The following is a 14,984-nucleotide window of genomic DNA, read 5'->3' on the forward strand; positions in this document are numbered from 1 at the left end:
GCGCGCCGACCGCCGCCAGCGCGATCTCGGCGAGTACATGCTGAACAACCCCGTGCGCCCGTGATGTGAGCGGCGGCACTATGCTGCCGCGCCACCCGCTTCGCATTCGCGCTTTCCGTGACACATCTGCAACGCTGGGGCCAAATCGCGTCGCGATAGTCCCGGTTTGATCGGGGCCTCAACGTCGACGTGAAGAAGCTATGGCTCCAGCCCAACTACTCGGCCACGGTCAACGGCGCGATCCCGGTCACCGGCACCGCGCATATCGATCCCTGGCTGGTCGGCGCGGGCGTGACGTACAAGTTCTGAGGCTCGGCACAACAAACAAAAGCGCGGCAGGTTTCCCCTGCCGCGCTTTGCGTTTGAAGTGAATGAACGAGCGAGGAATTACTCTTCCTCGTTCTCGTGCTTCTTGCCGCCGAGCGTCTTCAGCTTGGCGAACACGGCGTCGACGTTGAGGTCGTCGCTGGACTTCTCCGCGGGCTCGTACTCGTCCTTGCGGGTGGTCTCGGAGGCCGGCAGCAGGGTGGCGCCGCCGTAGGCTGCGTCGATCGGCTTCTCCTTCGCCGCGCGCTGCACCTCGAAATCGAGCTCGATCTGCGAGCACAGGCCGAGCGTGACCGGGTCGATCGGGGTCAGCGCCGACGTGTTCCAGTGGGTACGATCGCGCACGCTCGCGATCGTGCTCTTGGTGGTGCCGACCAGACGCATGATCTGGGCGTCCTTGAGCTCCGGATGGTTGCGCAGCAGCCAGAGGATGGCGCTCGGGCGCTCATGGCGGCGCGAGACCGGGGTGTAACGCGGCCCCTTGCGCTTGGGCTGGGGCGGCAGCACCACCTTGCTCTCCTGGAGGCGGAGCCGGTAGTCCGGGTTCTTCTCGCCCTTCTCGATCTCCTCGCGGGTCAGCTGGCCGTTGGAGAGGGGATCCATGCCCTTGATGCCCTGGGCCGCGTCGCCGTCGGCGATGGCACGCACCTCGAGGGGATGCATTTTGGTGAAATCGGCGACCTGGTCGAAGGTCAGCGCGGTGTTGTCGAGCAGCCAAACGGCGGTCGCCTTGGGCATCAGAGGTGCGTTGCTCATGGCAAATCTCCTTTGTGCTTCGCCCACCCCTCTGGAGGCGAAACCGGTGGTCATCAGCGATGACAGGGAATTCGCGCTATATAAGCCCGGAGGGGGTAGCCATGCAATGGTTCTGCTATAGATAGTGCCTTGACACCGCCCGAAAGGGGGCCCAATTCCCTTTGAACCGCTGTAAGGTTCAAGCCGACAGTTTTAAGCCCAATTCCATCCATCGACCGCCCCCGCCAGAAGGCCAACGGGTGATTCGGTCCCGAGATCGCTCAATGTCAGCCAAACCAGACCTCAAGATCGTGCTTTGTTCTCCTCGCGGCTTTTGTGCCGGGGTGGTCCGGGCGATCGACACCGTGGAACGGGCGCTCGATAAGTACGGCGCCCCCGTCTATGTTCGCCACGAGATTGTGCACAACAAGTACGTCGTCGATGGGTTGAAGAAGAAGGGGGCCATCTTCGTCGAGGAGCTCGCCGAAATCCCCGAGAATACCACCGCCCCTGTGGTGTTCTCGGCCCACGGTGTGCCGAAATCGGTTCCGGCCGACGCCCAGTCCCGCAATCTGTTCTCGCTGGATGCGACCTGCCCGCTGGTGACCAAGGTGCATCGCGAGGCGGCGATCCACTTCAAGCGCGGCCGCGAGATCTTCCTGATCGGCCATTCACACCATCCCGAGGTGGTCGGCACGCTCGGCCAGCTGCCGCCCGGCGCCGTGACCCTGATCGAGACCGCCGAGGACGCCAAAACCATCACGCCGAAGGACCCCAACAACCTCGCCTTCGTGACCCAGACCACGCTGTCGATCGACGACACCGCGGAGATCGTCGCGCTGCTCAAGGAACGCTTCCCGAACATCAACGGGCCGCACAAGGAAGACATCTGCTACGCCACCACCAATCGCCAGCTCGCGGTGAAGAAGGTGGCGCCGGTGGTGGACGCGCTCATCGTGGTCGGAGCCCCCAATTCGTCGAACTCGCAGCGCCTGCGCGAGGTTGCCGAGCGCGAGGGCTGCAAGATCGCGGTGCTGGCGCAGCGCGCCACCGACCTCGACTGGGGCAGGTTCGGCAACATCAAGAGCCTCGGCATCACCGCGGGCGCGTCCGCGCCCGAGGTGATCGTCGAGGAGATCATGGACGCCTTCGCGGAGCGCTACACGCTGCATGTGGAGACGGTCTCGGCCGCGGAAGAGAACGAGTTCTTCCCGTTGCCGCGTCAGGTGCGCCCCGAAGCTGCCGCCGAGTAGACCTTTATGGCGGTCTACACCGACGTCGCCGCCGACGAGCTTGCGGATTTCCTGAAGCAATACGATCTCGGCGAATTGCTCTCCTACAAGGGCATCGCCGAGGGCGTCGAAAACTCCAACTTCCTGCTGCACACGAGCAAAGGCTCGTTCATCCTCACGCTGTACGAAAAGCGCGTGGCGAAGGACGATCTGCCGTTCTTCCTCGGACTGATGACGCACCTCGCCGAGCACGGCGTCAATTGTCCGCTGCCCGTCAGGGGACGCGACGGCGAGGCGTTGCGTGAGCTCGCAGGCCGACCCGCCGCGATCATCACCTTTCTCGAAGGCATCTGGCCGCGCAAGCCGAACGCGACGCATTGCGCCGGGGTCGGCGATGGGCTGGCCCGGATGCATCTGGCCGGCGCCAATTTCGCGCTCCGGCGCGCCAATGCACTCTCGGTCGCCGGCTGGCGGCCGCTGTTCGATGCGGCGTCGGATCGTGCAGACGAGGTGCAGCCGGGGCTGCGCGCCTTCCTCGCCGCCGAGCTCGATTATCTCTCGAGCGGGGTCTGGCCCAGCGATCTGCCCGAGGGCGTGATCCACGCCGACCTTTTCAACGACAACGCCTTCTTCCTCGGCGACAAGCTCTCGGGGATCATCGACTTTACCTTCGCCTGCAACGACATGCTGGCCTATGACGTCGCGATCTGCCTCAACGCCTGGTGCTTCGAGCCGGATCATTCCTTCAACGTCACCAAGGCGCGTGCCTTCCTCAACGCCTATGGCCGGGTGCGCAAGCTCTCCGAAGCCGAAGAGGCGGCGCTGCCGCTGCTGGCGCGCGGCGCGGCGATCCGCTTCCTGCTGACGCGGCTGGTCGACTGGCTCAACGTGCCCGCAGGCGCGCTGGTCAAGCCGAAGGATCCGCTCGAATATGTCCGCAAGCTGCGCTTCCATCAGACCGTGACGAGCGTGCGCGATTACGGGCTGATGCCATCGGGGCTGGTGGCGTGAGCGCGCTTCCCAATGTCACGATCTATACCGACGGCGCCTGCTCCGGAAATCCCGGGCCGGGCGGCTGGGGCGCGATCCTGAAGTTCGGCGACAAGGAGAAAGAGCTGAACGGCGGCCAGCCGCACACCACCAACAACCAGATGGAATTGATGGCGGCGATCTCGGCGCTCGAAGCGCTGAAGAGGCCGTGCACGGTCGATCTCTACACCGACAGCCAGTATGTCCGGCAAGGCATCACCGGCTGGATCTTCGGCTGGAAGCGCAACGGCTGGCGTACCGCCGACAAGAAGCCGGTGAAGAATGTCGAGCTATGGCAGCGCCTCGACGCCGCGCTGAAGCAGCACGAGGTCCGCTGGCACTGGGTCAAGGGCCACGCCGGCCACCCCGAGAACGAGCGCGCCGATCAGCTGGCGCGCGACGGCATCGCCATGGCGCGGTTGCAGCAGCGGGTGAGGGAGTAGTTAGCATGTCATTCCGGGGCGGTGCGTAGCACCGAACCCGGAATCTCGAGATTCTCAGGTGCGCAATTGCGCACCATAGTTCGCCTCTTCGAGGCGCCCCGGAATGACCTTAAGTTTACAGCTGCCCGAGCAGCGTATCGCCGCCGGAGACCTCGACCTTGCCGGGCATCGCCTCGAGGTTCAGCTTCTTGACCACGCCGTCCTCGATCAGCATCGAATAGCGCTTGGAGCGGATGCCGAGGCCGTTGGCGGAGGCGTCCAGCTCCATGCCGATCGCCTTGGTGAAGTCGGCATTGCCGTCGGCGAGGAAGACGGCCTCGTCGCGCTGGTCGGTGTCGCGCTTCCAGGCGTTCATGACGAAGGCGTCGTTGACGGAGACGATGGCGATGGTGTCGACGCCCTTGTCCTTCATGGCATAGGCGTTGAGGAAGATGCTCGGCAGATGCATCTTGTGGCAGGTGCCGGTATAGGCGCCGGGCACCGCGAACAGCGCCACCTTCTTGCCCTTGAAGATGTCGTCGGTGGTCTTCACCTGCGGGCCTTCCGCCGTCATTACGCGGAATTTCGCCTCGGGCAGCTTGTCACCAATCTGGATCGCCATCGTCGTATCTCCATGGAAAATGGGCCGGCGCTGTTCTAGAGCATTTTACCGCCGGAGGGAAACGGCTTCACCGCGCTGTGATGAGACCGCGGTCGCAATTTTCTCGTCATTGCGAGGAGCTCTTGCGACCAAGCAATCCAGACTGCCTCTGCGGACATGTTTCTGGATTGCTTCGCTACGCTCGCATGACGATGGGGCGCGTGGGCGCGGCCCATCGAGCCGAGAGGCCCGCCTTTACGCCGCCTCCGCCTTCTTCTCGTCGCGGAGCTGCCGGCGCAGGATCTTGCCGACATTGGTCTTCGGCAGATCGTTGCGGAATTCGACGTGCTTGGGCACCTTGTAACCGGTGAGCTGCTCGTGACAGAACTTGATCACCGCGTCGGCAGTGAGGTTCGGGTCCTTCTTGACCACGAAGGCCTTCACCGCTTCGCCCGACTTGGAATCGGGAATGCCGATCACCGCGCATTCGAGCACGCCCGGATGGCTCGCGATGACTTCCTCGACCTCGTTCGGATAGACGTTGAAGCCGGAGACCAGGATCATGTCCTTCTTGCGATCGACGATCTTGGTGTAGCCCTTCTCGTCCATGATGCCGATGTCGCCGGTGCGGAAAAAGCCGTCCGCGGTCATCACCTTGGCGGTCTCCTCCGGTCTGTTCCAGTAGCCGGACATCACCTGCGGGCCCTTGGCGCAGATCTCGCCGGCCTGGCCAAGCGGGACCTCGTTGCCGTCGTCGTCGCGGATCGAGATGTAGGTCGACGGCACGGGGATGCCGATCGTTCCCGTGAACTCGGTTGCGGTTGCCGGATTGCAGGTCAGCGTCGGCGAAGTCTCCGATAGGCCGTAGCCTTCGGCAATGAAGCAGCCGGTGATCGCCTTCCATTGATCGGCCACGGTGCGCTGCACCGCCATGCCGCCGCCGTTGGAGATCTTCAGCTTGGAGAAGTCGAGCTTCTTGAAGTCGGGATGGTGCATCAAGCCGTTGTAGAGCGTGTTCACGGCCGGGAAGCTGTTGACTTGATACTTCGCCAGCTCCTTGATGAAGCCGGGAATGTCGCGCGGGTTCGGGATCAGCAGGTTGCAGCCGCCGGCGCGCACGGCAAGCAGATAACAGGCCGTCAGCGCAAAGATGTGATAGAGCGGCAGCGCGCAGACGATCATGAGCTGCTCGACATGCGGCGGCGCGGCGAGCGCCGGCTGCAGCCAGGCATCGTTCTGCAAGACGTTGGCGACGATGTTGCGGTGGAGCAGGGTGGCTCCCTTGGAGACGCCGGTGGTGCCGCCGGTATATTGCAAGAAGGCGACGTCGCCCGGCGACAGCTTCGGCTTGTTGAACGTCATGCCACGGCCGGCGGATAGCGCGTCGTTGAAGGAGACCGAGCCTGGCAGCGACCAGGCCGGTACCATCTTCTTGACCCGGCGGACGACGAGGTTGACGATCACGCCCTTGAAGCCGAGCAGGTCGCCCATGCTGGCGACGATGACGTGCTTCACCTGCGTCTTCGCGATCACCTGTTCGACGGTGTGGGCGAAGTTCTCCAGCACGATGATCGCTTCGGCGCCGGAATCCTTCAGCTGGTGCTCGAGCTCGCGCGGCGTATAGAGCGGGTTGACGTTGACCACCGCGAAACCGGCGCGCAGCACGGCGGCCGTCGCGACCGGATATTGCAGCACGTTCGGCATCATGATGGCGATACGCGCGCCGCGCTGCAGCCCGCGGCCCTGCAAGTAAGCGGCGAGCGCGACCGACATCTGGTCGAGGTCGCGATAGCTGATCGACTTGTCCATGCAGATGAACGCCTTGCGGTCGGCGAACTTGGTGAAGCTCTCCTCCAGCAGGTCGACCAGCGATGCGTATTGCGTCGGCTCGATATCGGCGGGCACGCCGGGCGGATATTGCTTGAGCCAGATGCGCTCCATGGAAGACTCCCCTCATTGACCAGGGCCCGTTGTTCTCGGGCTTGCCTCGTTGCCGCCAGTATCCAGCTTGCCGGAACGGGTGGCAAGCCATGGTGGCTTAGGGCAAAGGTCGGGGCGTCGCTACTGGAATCGTCGCAAAACCGCGCTGCTGCAGGCGCGAAGCGCCGCCTGGCTCAATTCCGGAAGGTGTTAACTGTTGTTCGCCGGCTTGGTGGCCGCGGCCGGTTTGGTCGCAGCCTTGGGCTTGGCGGGCTTGGCCGCCTGATCGCCGCTTGCAGGCTTCTCGGCAGGTTTGGCCGCATCGGGCTTGGCGGCAGCATGCTTGGCGCCGGCCAGCTTGGCAGCGGCCGGTTTGGCGGCGGTCTTGCCGTCGCCCTTGCCGTCAGCCTGTTTGGCATCGGGCTTCGCCGCCGCGGTCTTCGTGCCAGCCTCCTTGTTTCCCTCCTTGGGCTTGTCGGCGGCATCGGGCTTCTTGGCGACGCGCGACTTCTTGCCACGCGGCTTGGACGCGGCCTGCTGGTCGGCATCCGCCGCCACCGCGGCGATGAGGGCCGTGCCGGTGCGGGTCGGACCGGTATAGACCGGCACGGGATCGGCGGGCGCTGGGGCCAAGGCCATCAGCTCGGAAGCCTTCATCAGCGGCGGCTGCAAGCCTGCTGTGAAGAAGGTGAACTGGGCCTCGCCGCCGGTGGCGGAGGCCGATCCGGTCGCGCCGCCATTGGCCGCAATCAGCGCATCGTCGTCGTCGCTGGCCGGCCGCTTGCGGTTGGGTCCGCACATCTCGTCGCGCAGGTTCGGCGGCGTGGCGTCGACCGGCACGAGATTGTCGACGGTGCCGAGCGAGGGGCGCAGCCAGGTGAGATTGTCCTGAGCGAAGCCGCGCTCCAGCAGCTGCGCCGCTTTCACCGCGCGCGCGGTGCCTGAGTTCGCACCGAGCACCACCGCGATCAGCCGACGGCCGTTGCGCGTGGCCGAGGCGACGAGGTTGTAGCCGGAGGCGCAGATGAAGCCGGTCTTGAACCCGTCGGCGCCGGGATAGCGGCCGATCAACTTGTTGAAATTGCCGGTGACGCGCTTGCCGAAGCGGATCGCCGGGATGTGCACGAAGTACTCGTATTCCGGCAGATCGCGCAGGAACGAGCGCGCCAAGATGCCGAGGTCGCGCGCCGAGGTGATCTGGCCTTCGGCGGGCAGGCCGTTCGGATTGACGTAGCTCGTCTGCGTCATGCCGAGCTTCCTCGCGGTGTCGTTCATCACTGCGGAGAAGCCGTCGACCGAGCCGCCGACGCCTTCGGCGAGCACCACGGCCATGTCGTTCGCCGACTTGACCATCATCATCTTCAGCGCGTTGTCGACCGTGACCTGCGTTCCCGGGCGGAACCCCATCTTCGAGGGCGATTGCGAGGCCGCGGTCGGCGACACCGTGAGCAGTGTGTCGAGCGTCAGCCTGCCGTCCTTGACCGCCTTCAGCGTCACATAGGCGGTCATGATCTTGGTGACGGAGGCCGGGTACCAGGGAATGGTCGCGTTTTCGGCTTGCAATACCTTGCCGCTGTCGGCCTCGATCAGCAGGAGCGCTTCGGCACTCGCCGCGCGCGGCGCGAGCAACGCGGCACAGGCGAGCATCGCAGCGAACAGGTTGAACAGGGATTTGCGAAGCAGCGGGCGAAGGGCGTGCACTATCCGATTCCGGTCCTTGGAGATCAGCCTGATATGGCCGGTTCTCGTGATCTGATTGTCGGTTCTGAAATCCAGCGCCGCCGCTTGCGGCGTCGCAAACCTATACCGGCTGTTGCGTCGAGAATAGGGGGATCGGCGCGGTATTCCGCAACGAAGTAGGCCGAATTTCGACGGTCCTCTCGAGACTTGCTAGGGGGATTTGGCAGCTGTCGCTGCAGCCTCGGCAGCCGTCACGCTGGCCCGTGCGTTCTCCTGCACCATGAACTGGGCCTTGGCCATCTCGGCAAAATGGCCGCCTTTGGCCACGAGTTCATCGAAAGTTCCGGTTTCGATCACGCGTCCATTCTCGAACACCAGGATCCGCGTGGCGTTGCGGATGGTGGAGAGGCGATGGGCGATCACGAAGGTGGTGCGGCCCCTCATCACTTCATCGAGAGCAGCATTCAGCTTGACCTCGGTGACGGCGTCGAGCGCAGAGGTCGCCTCGTCCAGGATCAGGATCGGCGGGTCCTTCAGCAGGGCGCGGGCGATCGACAGCCGCTGCCGCTCGCCGCCGGAGAGCATGCGGCCGCGCTCGCCGGCATTGGTCCCGAAGCCGCCGCTGCGTTCGATGAAGTCGAGCGCCTGGGCGCGCTCGGCAGCCTTGCGCATCTCGGCTTCGGTCGCATCCGGCTTGCCGACGCGTAAGTTCTCCTCGATCGAGCGGTTGAACAGCAGCGCTTCCTGGAACACCACGCCGATGTTCCGCCGCAGCGAGGTCAGCGTGACGCCGCGCACGTCCATGCCGTCGATCTTGATGACGCCGGATTGCGGATCGAAGGCGCGATGCAAGAGCGCAATCGCGGTCGACTTGCCGGCCCCGGTCGGGCCGACCAGCGCAATGGTCTGGCCGGGCAGCGCGGTGAAGGTGAGGTCCTCGATCGCCGGCCGCTTGCCGTCATAAGAGAACGTGACGTCGTTGAACTCGACGAGGCCCGACAGCCTGCCGGCATCGATTGCGTCGGGCCGGTCGTGCACCGCGGGCACGGCGTCGAGCACATTGAAGAACTCGCGCAGGCGCGGCGCCTCCATGAACACGTTGTTGATGAAGCTCACGACTTGTTCGAGCCTCTGGATCAGCATCGTCGCGAAGCTCACGAACATCACGATCTCGCCGACTGATGTCAGCCCCTTGTCGTGCAGCGCGATACCTACGGTGAAGATCGTGAGCACCGTGATGGTGGTGGAGGCGCGCGTGATCACCGTGACCAGCGCCCACCACGACAGCACCGGCATCTGTGCGGCCAGCAGCTCATCGGCGACGGAGCGCAGTCCCTTCACCTCGGATTCGACGCGGACGAAACTCTGCACCAGCGCGACATTGCCGAGCGCATCGGAGGCGCGGGCGGAAAGCTCGCTGTAGTGCTCCTCGACTTCCATCTGCATGCCGAAGGTCTTGCGCACCACGAAGGTCGTCAGTGCGGTGAAGACGATGCAGAGCACGAACAAGAGGATCGCCAGCCGCCAGTTCAGGTAGAGCGACAGCGGCAGCAGCACCAGGACCGAAAGGATCGCGGCAAAGTGCTCGCGGAAGAAGCCGAGCCACAGCCGCCACAACGCGTCCGTGCCGTTGAGCATGACCTTCATCAGCCGGCCGGAATGGGTGCCGGAGTGGAAGGTCAAGGGCAGCTGCAGGATGTGCTCGAAATAATCGGTCAGCACCGCCTGGCGCTGGCGATGCGAGAGCCGGTCGGCCTGCAAGGCCACCAGCGCGCTGCAGACGATGGTGAACAGCCCGAACGCGACCCAGGCGGCCAGGAACGGCCAGGCCGAGCTCGAGCCGGCCACGGTCTTGCCCGAGAGCACGTCGACGATCCGGCCGAACAGCACGGGCTCGGCGAACTGCGATCCCGCCAGCAGGAGATTGGCGACCGCGAGCAGCCAGCCCAGCCGCGCCTCCTTGCCGAGCAGCTCGAGAACGCGGGTGTAGAGACGGAGGATGGACATGCGGACGGGGGACTCGGTGACGACGGAGCCCACATTCTAAGCAGGGACCGCCGCAAGATACAGCGCAAGCTTTCGGTTTTGCTCAATTGATCAGCCGCTCTGCCAGCGGCGGCAGGAACTCGCCGTCGAAGACGTCGCGAGGCGTCGGCCGTTTGCGGAATTTGAAATCCTGCGCGATCTGATCGATTGAACGTTCCAGGCGCGCCGGGTCGACGCCGCCGAGGCCGCTGCGCTTCACCTCGTCGGTCAGGATGTTGTCGGCAAGGACCGCGTGCAGGCGCTTCAGCTCCAAATTGCGGTCGCCGTCGTCGATGCAGCTCGCGGCCTCCTCCGCCGCACGCGCCGGCTCTCTGGCCGTCGCTGTGATGCCCGCGATCAAGGCGCGGACGAAGCCTTTCACGGCATCCGGCTTCGCTGCGGCGAAGGCGGTGTTGGCCACCACGGCAAAGCCGTAGGCCTCACAGCCGTAGTCCGCATAGCGCAGCACGACGAGATCGGCTTCGGGCACGCCGCGATCGCGCAGGTTCACCGCCGAGAGGTAGCTGAAGCCCGCGACTGCATCGACCTGTCCCGCGGACAGGATCGGTTCGCGCACCGCGGCACTAATCTTGTGGAATTTGACATGCGATGCCTTGATGCCGTTCTGCTGCGCCAGCGCCGGCCACAGCCGCATCGACAGATCGCCGTCGGCAACGCCGACGGTCTTGCCGTCGAGGTCGGGCAGGACACGGATACCGCGGCTCCTGCGCGCGACGACCGCGTAAGGCGCGCGGTCGAACAGTACGAACACGGCCTTGACCGGCGCGGCGTCGTCCTTGTCACGAAAACGTATCAGCTCGTTGATGTCGACCAGCGCAAGCTCACTGTCGCCTTTGGCTACGCGTGCGAGCGCCTCCGGCGATCCGCTCGCGCTGTTGAAGGACACGTTGAGATGCTCGGCGCCGAACCTGCCGTCCTTTGCCGCAAGGAAGAACGGCGCCATGCTCGCATCGATGGGACGGTCGAAGGTGAAGTGGATGGCAGTCGAGGGAGTGCCGCTCCCGGCCGCAATGGCTTCGCGCACAGTCGGTGCGGTGAACCAAATTGCAAGAGCCAGCAGGCACTGAAGGGCGATTGTCTTGAATCCGGACATCGGTCGCGCCGGCCCCGCATGGTTATGGTTTCGTGACGCTTGCAGCGCCGGCCCGCGATGAGCGTGCGCGCGCCAACATGAACGGCGGATGAGCGGGCTTGCGGCATCGTTACGCAACCCCGTTCAGCTTGTGTTGGGGTTGGGGAACCTACTTACGGGGTGAGTGTTTGACAGACATCAGCCTGACGTCAGGCACCGAGGTCCCAAGGAGGGTCCAGATCATGTTTGACAGCTTGTCGAAGTTCGTCGGCCGCAAGGCCGTTCTTGCCACGGCCGCCGTGGTGGCCCTGACTGCCGCTGCACCCAGCGCCTCCTACGCGGGCGGTCGCCATTGGCATGGTGGTGGTGGCGGCGCCGCCGCTGCTGCCGCGATGTTCGGCCTGGCCGCGACCGGCCTCGCGATCGCAGCCAGCCGCGATGCCTACGCCTATGATCCGGGTCCGGTTTACTATTACGAGGGCGGCCCGGCCTATTACAGCGGCCCCGGCTATGGTCCCTATTATTACGACTCGGGCCGCCGCTACACATATGGGGGCTACAAAAACCCCTGCGCCCACGGCTATTCCGGCTACAGCTGCTATTGACCGATCGGCGATACTCATCGGCGAACAAGCCGCCGCGCTTGCCGCGGCGGCTTGTTTTTTGCTTATCTTGTCGCGTGTTAACACGCCGGCCATTTGTTTAGAGTAGTTTCGCGTACCATGAGTGATTCGCTTGAGCGGCTATATCTGGCTGTGCTCGCGGCCAAAGACCTTGATCCGGCAACATCGCGCACGGCCCGGCTGTTTCAGCGTGGGCCCTCAAAAATGGCAAAGAAGCTGGCCGAGGAGGCCATCGAAGTCGTCATCGATGCGGTCAATGGCGATAGCGAGGCCGTGATCCGGGAAAGCGCCGACCTGCTCTACAATCTCACCGTGCTGTGGGCTTCGGCCGGAGTACGCCCCGAGGACGTCTGGCGGGAAATGACGCGGCGGGAGGACATGCTCGGAATTGCCGAGAAACTGCCGAAGTCGCCGGCGAAATTGCCCAAAGTCGCGTCACCGCGCATGGCCTCGCGGCGGCCTATTGTCGCGCTTGATGGCCGCGCCGCACGCAAACGCCACTAGAAACGTCACAAATCGCTCAAAAACTGGCGATGGACAAATCCGTCCCATGGTGCTTCATCGCGGCGCCATGCTGAAACGTATCTACGACTGGTGCATCGACGCCGCCCACAAGCCCTACGCGCTCTGGATCATGGGCATCGTCTCCTTCGCCGAAAGCTCCTTCTTTCCGGTCCCGCCGGATGTGATGCTGATTCCCATGTCACTGGCGCGTCCGCAGCGCGCCTGGCTTTATGCCGCGGTCTGCACCGTGACCTCGGTCCTCGGCGGCGTCGTCGGCTATGCCATCGGCGCGCTGCTGTTCGACTCGGTCGGCCAATGGCTGATCCAGGTCTACGGTCTTGCCGACAAGGTCGAGGCCTTCCGCGCCTCCTATGCCGAATGGGGTGCGGTGATCATCCTGCTCAAGGGATTGACGCCGATCCCCTACAAGCTCGTCACCATCACCTCGGGCTTTGCCGGCTACAACATCATCCTGTTCATCCTGTGCTCGATCATCGCGCGCGGCGGGCGTTTCTTCGTCGTCGCGATCCTGCTCAACCGCTATGGTGACTGGATCCGGATCCGCATCGAGAAGCATCTCGGCCTCTGGGTCGCGATCGGAGCCGTGGTGCTGGTGCTCGGCTTCGTCATCGCGGTCAAGCTGATCTAGGGCCGGCAGCTTTGCCGCCGCGCCGGCTTCGGCTACGGTTGCCGTCATGATGGTTCGATCGGGCAATCCGGCCGCACGGCCTGGGACGTTGATGTCGGCAGCGCTGCTGCTCCTGCTCGCTGCCGGCGGGACAGCCTGGCCGCAATCCGCCCCGCCGGCGCTCGGCCTTCAGCAGCAGGGGGCGCAGGCCGTCCCGCCGCCATCGACCTCCGCTCCATCGGTGCCGCCGGCGCGCGAGGAGAATCCCGGGCTGATCAACGAAATGGGCAAGCTGTTCGACAAGCTGCCTTCGATCCTGCCGCCGATCAAAAGCCCCAGTGAAACCATGGACGACCTGTCGCGGCTGGCCACGCCTTCGACCATGGTGTCGGGGCGCGTGATCTGCCCGGTCTCTGCGAACGGCGCACCCGACTGCAAGCAGGCGGCCGACCAGCTCTGCCAGGGCAGGGGCTACAAGGAAGGCAAGAGCCTGAACGCCGACTCCGCGGAAAAATGCTCGGCCAAGGTCCTGATCCCGGGCCGGCAACGTAAACCCGACGACTGCCGCACCGACACTTTCGTGACCAGCGCGCTGTGCCAGAACTGAAGGCCGGCGCGCGAGAACCAAGGAGCGCCCATGAGCCGTACGGAGCAGGATTTCCTCGGACAGCGTGAGATCGCCGACGACATCTATTACGGCGTCCAGACCATCCGGGGTAAGGAGAACTTCCACATCACCGGCATTCCGATGAACCAGGAGCCTTACTTCGTGAAGGCGCTCGGTTACGTCAAGAAGGCCGCCGCGATGGCCAATCGCGACCTCGGCGCGATCGATGCCAAGGTCGCGGATGCCATCATCCTCGGCTGTGACCGCGTCATCGCCGGCGACATGATGGATCAGTTCGTCACCGATTTCATCCAGGGCGGTGCCGGCACGTCGACCAACATGAACGCCAACGAGGTGATCGCGAACCTCGCGCTGGAATCGCTCGGCTTCGCCAAGGGCGACTACCAGCACGTCAGTCCGAACGATCACGTCAATTACGGCCAGTCCACCAACGACACCTATCCGACCGCCTTTCGACTGGCCCTGATCCTGCGGCTCGAGAGCTACATGACCGCGTTGCGCCAGCTCCAGGAAGCCTTCTTCGCCAAGGGGCGCGAGTTCGACCGGGTGCTGAAGATGGGCCGCACGCATCTGCAGGACGCGGTGCCGATGTCGCTTGGCGCCGAATTCCGGGGCTGGGGCACCACGATCGGCGAGGAGGTCGACCGCATCTCCGAAGCGCGCGCGCTGCTGCGCGAGATCAATCTCGGGGCTACCGCGATCGGCACCTCCGTCACGGCGGCGGTCGGTTATCCCAAGCTCGCCGTCCGGCACCTCAGCGCGCTCACCGGCGTCGATTTCATCCTGGCCGGCGATCTCGTCGAGGCGACCTCCGACACCGGTGCCTATGTGCAGCTCTCCGGCGTCCTCAAGCGCACGGCCAGCAAGCTGACGAAAATCTGCAACGACATCCGCCTGCTTGCCTCCGGTCCGCGCGCGGGCTTGAACGAGATCAATCTGCCGCAGCTTCAGCCGGGCTCCTCGATCATGCCCGGCAAGGTCAATCCGGTCATTCCCGAAGTCGTCAACCAGACCAGCTTCCTCGTCATCGGCCTCGATACCACGGTGACGCTGGCGGCAAGCGCCGGCCAGCTCCAGCTCAACGTGATGGAGCCGGTGATCTCATTCGCGCTGTTCTTCTCCATCCGCACCATGGAGCGTGCGGTCAACAGCCTGCGCGAGAACTGTGTCGTCGGCATCACCGCCAACGAGGAGCACACCCGCAACATGGTGCTGAACTCGCTGGGCATCGTCACGGTGCTGAAGCCGCTGCTCGGCTACAAGCAATGCGCCGAGATCGCGCGCGAAGGCTACAAGAGCGGCAAGTCGCTGCACCAGATCGTCGTGCTCGAACGCAAGCTGCTGACGCAGGAGAAGTGGGACGAGATGTTCTCGTTCGAGCGGCTGATCAATCCGGATTTGATCGGGTAGGCGCCGGTCTCGCGCAACGTCGAATCCGGAATCCATCGGGCCTCAGCGCAAATAGTGAAATGGATTCCGGGCTCGCCCCGGAATGACGGCAGAAGGAATTCCGCTGCTTGGAATTGCGGCAAACGCC

The 14,984-nt window shown here is 64.4% G+C and carries 14 protein-coding genes and 1 pseudogene; 9 read left to right on the forward strand and 6 right to left on the reverse strand.

What is annotated here, in order from left to right:
- Positions 1–174: 174 nt before the first annotated feature.
- Positions 175–309: pseudogene (locus HZZ16_RS30950) on the forward strand (OmpW/AlkL family protein); the annotation flags it as partial.
- 78 nt (positions 310–387) lie between these two features.
- Here HZZ16_RS30950 and HZZ16_RS30955 read toward each other — a convergent pair.
- Positions 388–1,083, reverse strand: coding sequence for a DUF1013 domain-containing protein (locus HZZ16_RS30955; protein WP_197953770.1), 696 nt, complete (start codon positions 1,081–1,083; stop codon positions 388–390).
- A 263-nt stretch (positions 1,084–1,346) separates the two neighbouring features.
- Here HZZ16_RS30955 and ispH point away from each other — a divergent pair, with 263 nt between their 5' ends.
- Genes ispH through rnhA form a run of 3 tightly spaced genes read left to right on the forward strand, consistent with a single transcriptional unit; the run spans position 1,347 to position 3,766 of the window.
- On the forward strand, positions 1,347–2,315 hold the full coding sequence (ispH, locus tag HZZ16_RS30960) for a 4-hydroxy-3-methylbut-2-enyl diphosphate reductase (RefSeq protein ID WP_197953777.1): 969 nt from the start codon (positions 1,347–1,349) through the stop codon (positions 2,313–2,315).
- A 6-nt stretch (positions 2,316–2,321) separates the two neighbouring features.
- A complete protein-coding gene (locus HZZ16_RS30965; RefSeq protein WP_197953778.1) occupies positions 2,322–3,305 on the forward strand; it encodes a homoserine kinase in 984 nt (327 codons plus the stop codon).
- On the forward strand, positions 3,302–3,766 hold the full coding sequence (rnhA, locus tag HZZ16_RS30970; RefSeq protein ID WP_197953779.1) for a ribonuclease HI: 465 nt from the start codon (positions 3,302–3,304) through the stop codon (positions 3,764–3,766). Before HZZ16_RS30965 ends, rnhA begins: the two co-directional genes overlap by 4 nt.
- Positions 3,767–3,881: 115 nt before the next feature.
- Here rnhA and HZZ16_RS30975 read toward each other — a convergent pair whose 3' ends face one another.
- From HZZ16_RS30975 to HZZ16_RS30995, 5 genes are all read right to left on the reverse strand, one after another.
- Positions 3,882–4,367: a peroxiredoxin gene (locus HZZ16_RS30975; protein WP_028180275.1), complete on the reverse strand. Its 486-nt coding sequence runs from the start codon at positions 4,365–4,367 to the stop codon at positions 3,882–3,884.
- 234 nt (positions 4,368–4,601) lie between these two features.
- A complete protein-coding gene (locus HZZ16_RS30980) occupies positions 4,602–6,287 on the reverse strand; it encodes a long-chain fatty acid--CoA ligase (RefSeq protein WP_197953780.1) in 1,686 nt (561 codons plus the stop codon).
- 189 nt (positions 6,288–6,476) lie between these two features.
- Positions 6,477–7,967, reverse strand: coding sequence for a D-alanyl-D-alanine carboxypeptidase family protein (locus HZZ16_RS30985; RefSeq protein WP_197953781.1), 1,491 nt, complete (start codon positions 7,965–7,967; stop codon positions 6,477–6,479).
- Positions 7,968–8,156: 189 nt separating this feature from the next.
- Positions 8,157–9,953, reverse strand: a complete 1,797-nt coding sequence (locus HZZ16_RS30990; RefSeq protein WP_197953782.1) for a glucan ABC transporter ATP-binding protein/ permease — start codon at positions 9,951–9,953, stop codon at positions 8,157–8,159.
- Positions 9,954–10,035: 82 nt separating this feature from the next.
- Entirely contained in the window at positions 10,036–11,085 is a 1,050-nt protein-coding gene (locus HZZ16_RS30995) for an ABC transporter substrate-binding protein (RefSeq protein WP_197953784.1), read from the reverse strand.
- Between the two features lie 221 nt (positions 11,086–11,306).
- Between HZZ16_RS30995 and HZZ16_RS31000 the strand changes: the two genes are divergently transcribed.
- From HZZ16_RS31000 to HZZ16_RS31020, 5 genes are all read left to right on the forward strand, one after another.
- Positions 11,307–11,669, forward strand: coding sequence for a hypothetical protein (locus HZZ16_RS31000; RefSeq protein ID WP_197953786.1), 363 nt, complete (start codon positions 11,307–11,309; stop codon positions 11,667–11,669).
- Positions 11,670–11,786: 117 nt separating this feature from the next.
- Positions 11,787–12,191 (forward strand): phosphoribosyl-ATP diphosphatase, encoded by a 405-nt coding sequence (gene hisE, locus HZZ16_RS31005; protein ID WP_197953788.1) that lies wholly within the window; start codon positions 11,787–11,789, stop codon positions 12,189–12,191.
- 46 nt (positions 12,192–12,237) lie between these two features.
- Positions 12,238–12,840, forward strand: a complete 603-nt coding sequence (locus HZZ16_RS31010; RefSeq protein ID WP_197953790.1) for a YqaA family protein — start codon at positions 12,238–12,240, stop codon at positions 12,838–12,840.
- Positions 12,841–12,886: 46 nt separating this feature from the next.
- A complete protein-coding gene (locus tag HZZ16_RS31015) occupies positions 12,887–13,426 on the forward strand; it encodes a hypothetical protein (protein ID WP_197953792.1) in 540 nt (179 codons plus the stop codon).
- Positions 13,427–13,456: 30 nt separating this feature from the next.
- Positions 13,457–14,857, forward strand: coding sequence for an aspartate ammonia-lyase (locus HZZ16_RS31020; protein ID WP_197953794.1), 1,401 nt, complete (start codon positions 13,457–13,459; stop codon positions 14,855–14,857).
- The last annotated feature ends 127 nt before the right edge of the window (positions 14,858–14,984 follow it).

The organism is Bradyrhizobium glycinis, from assembly GCF_016031655.1.
In the GTDB taxonomy this organism is placed as follows: Bacteria; Pseudomonadota; Alphaproteobacteria; order Rhizobiales; family Xanthobacteraceae; genus Bradyrhizobium; species Bradyrhizobium glycinis.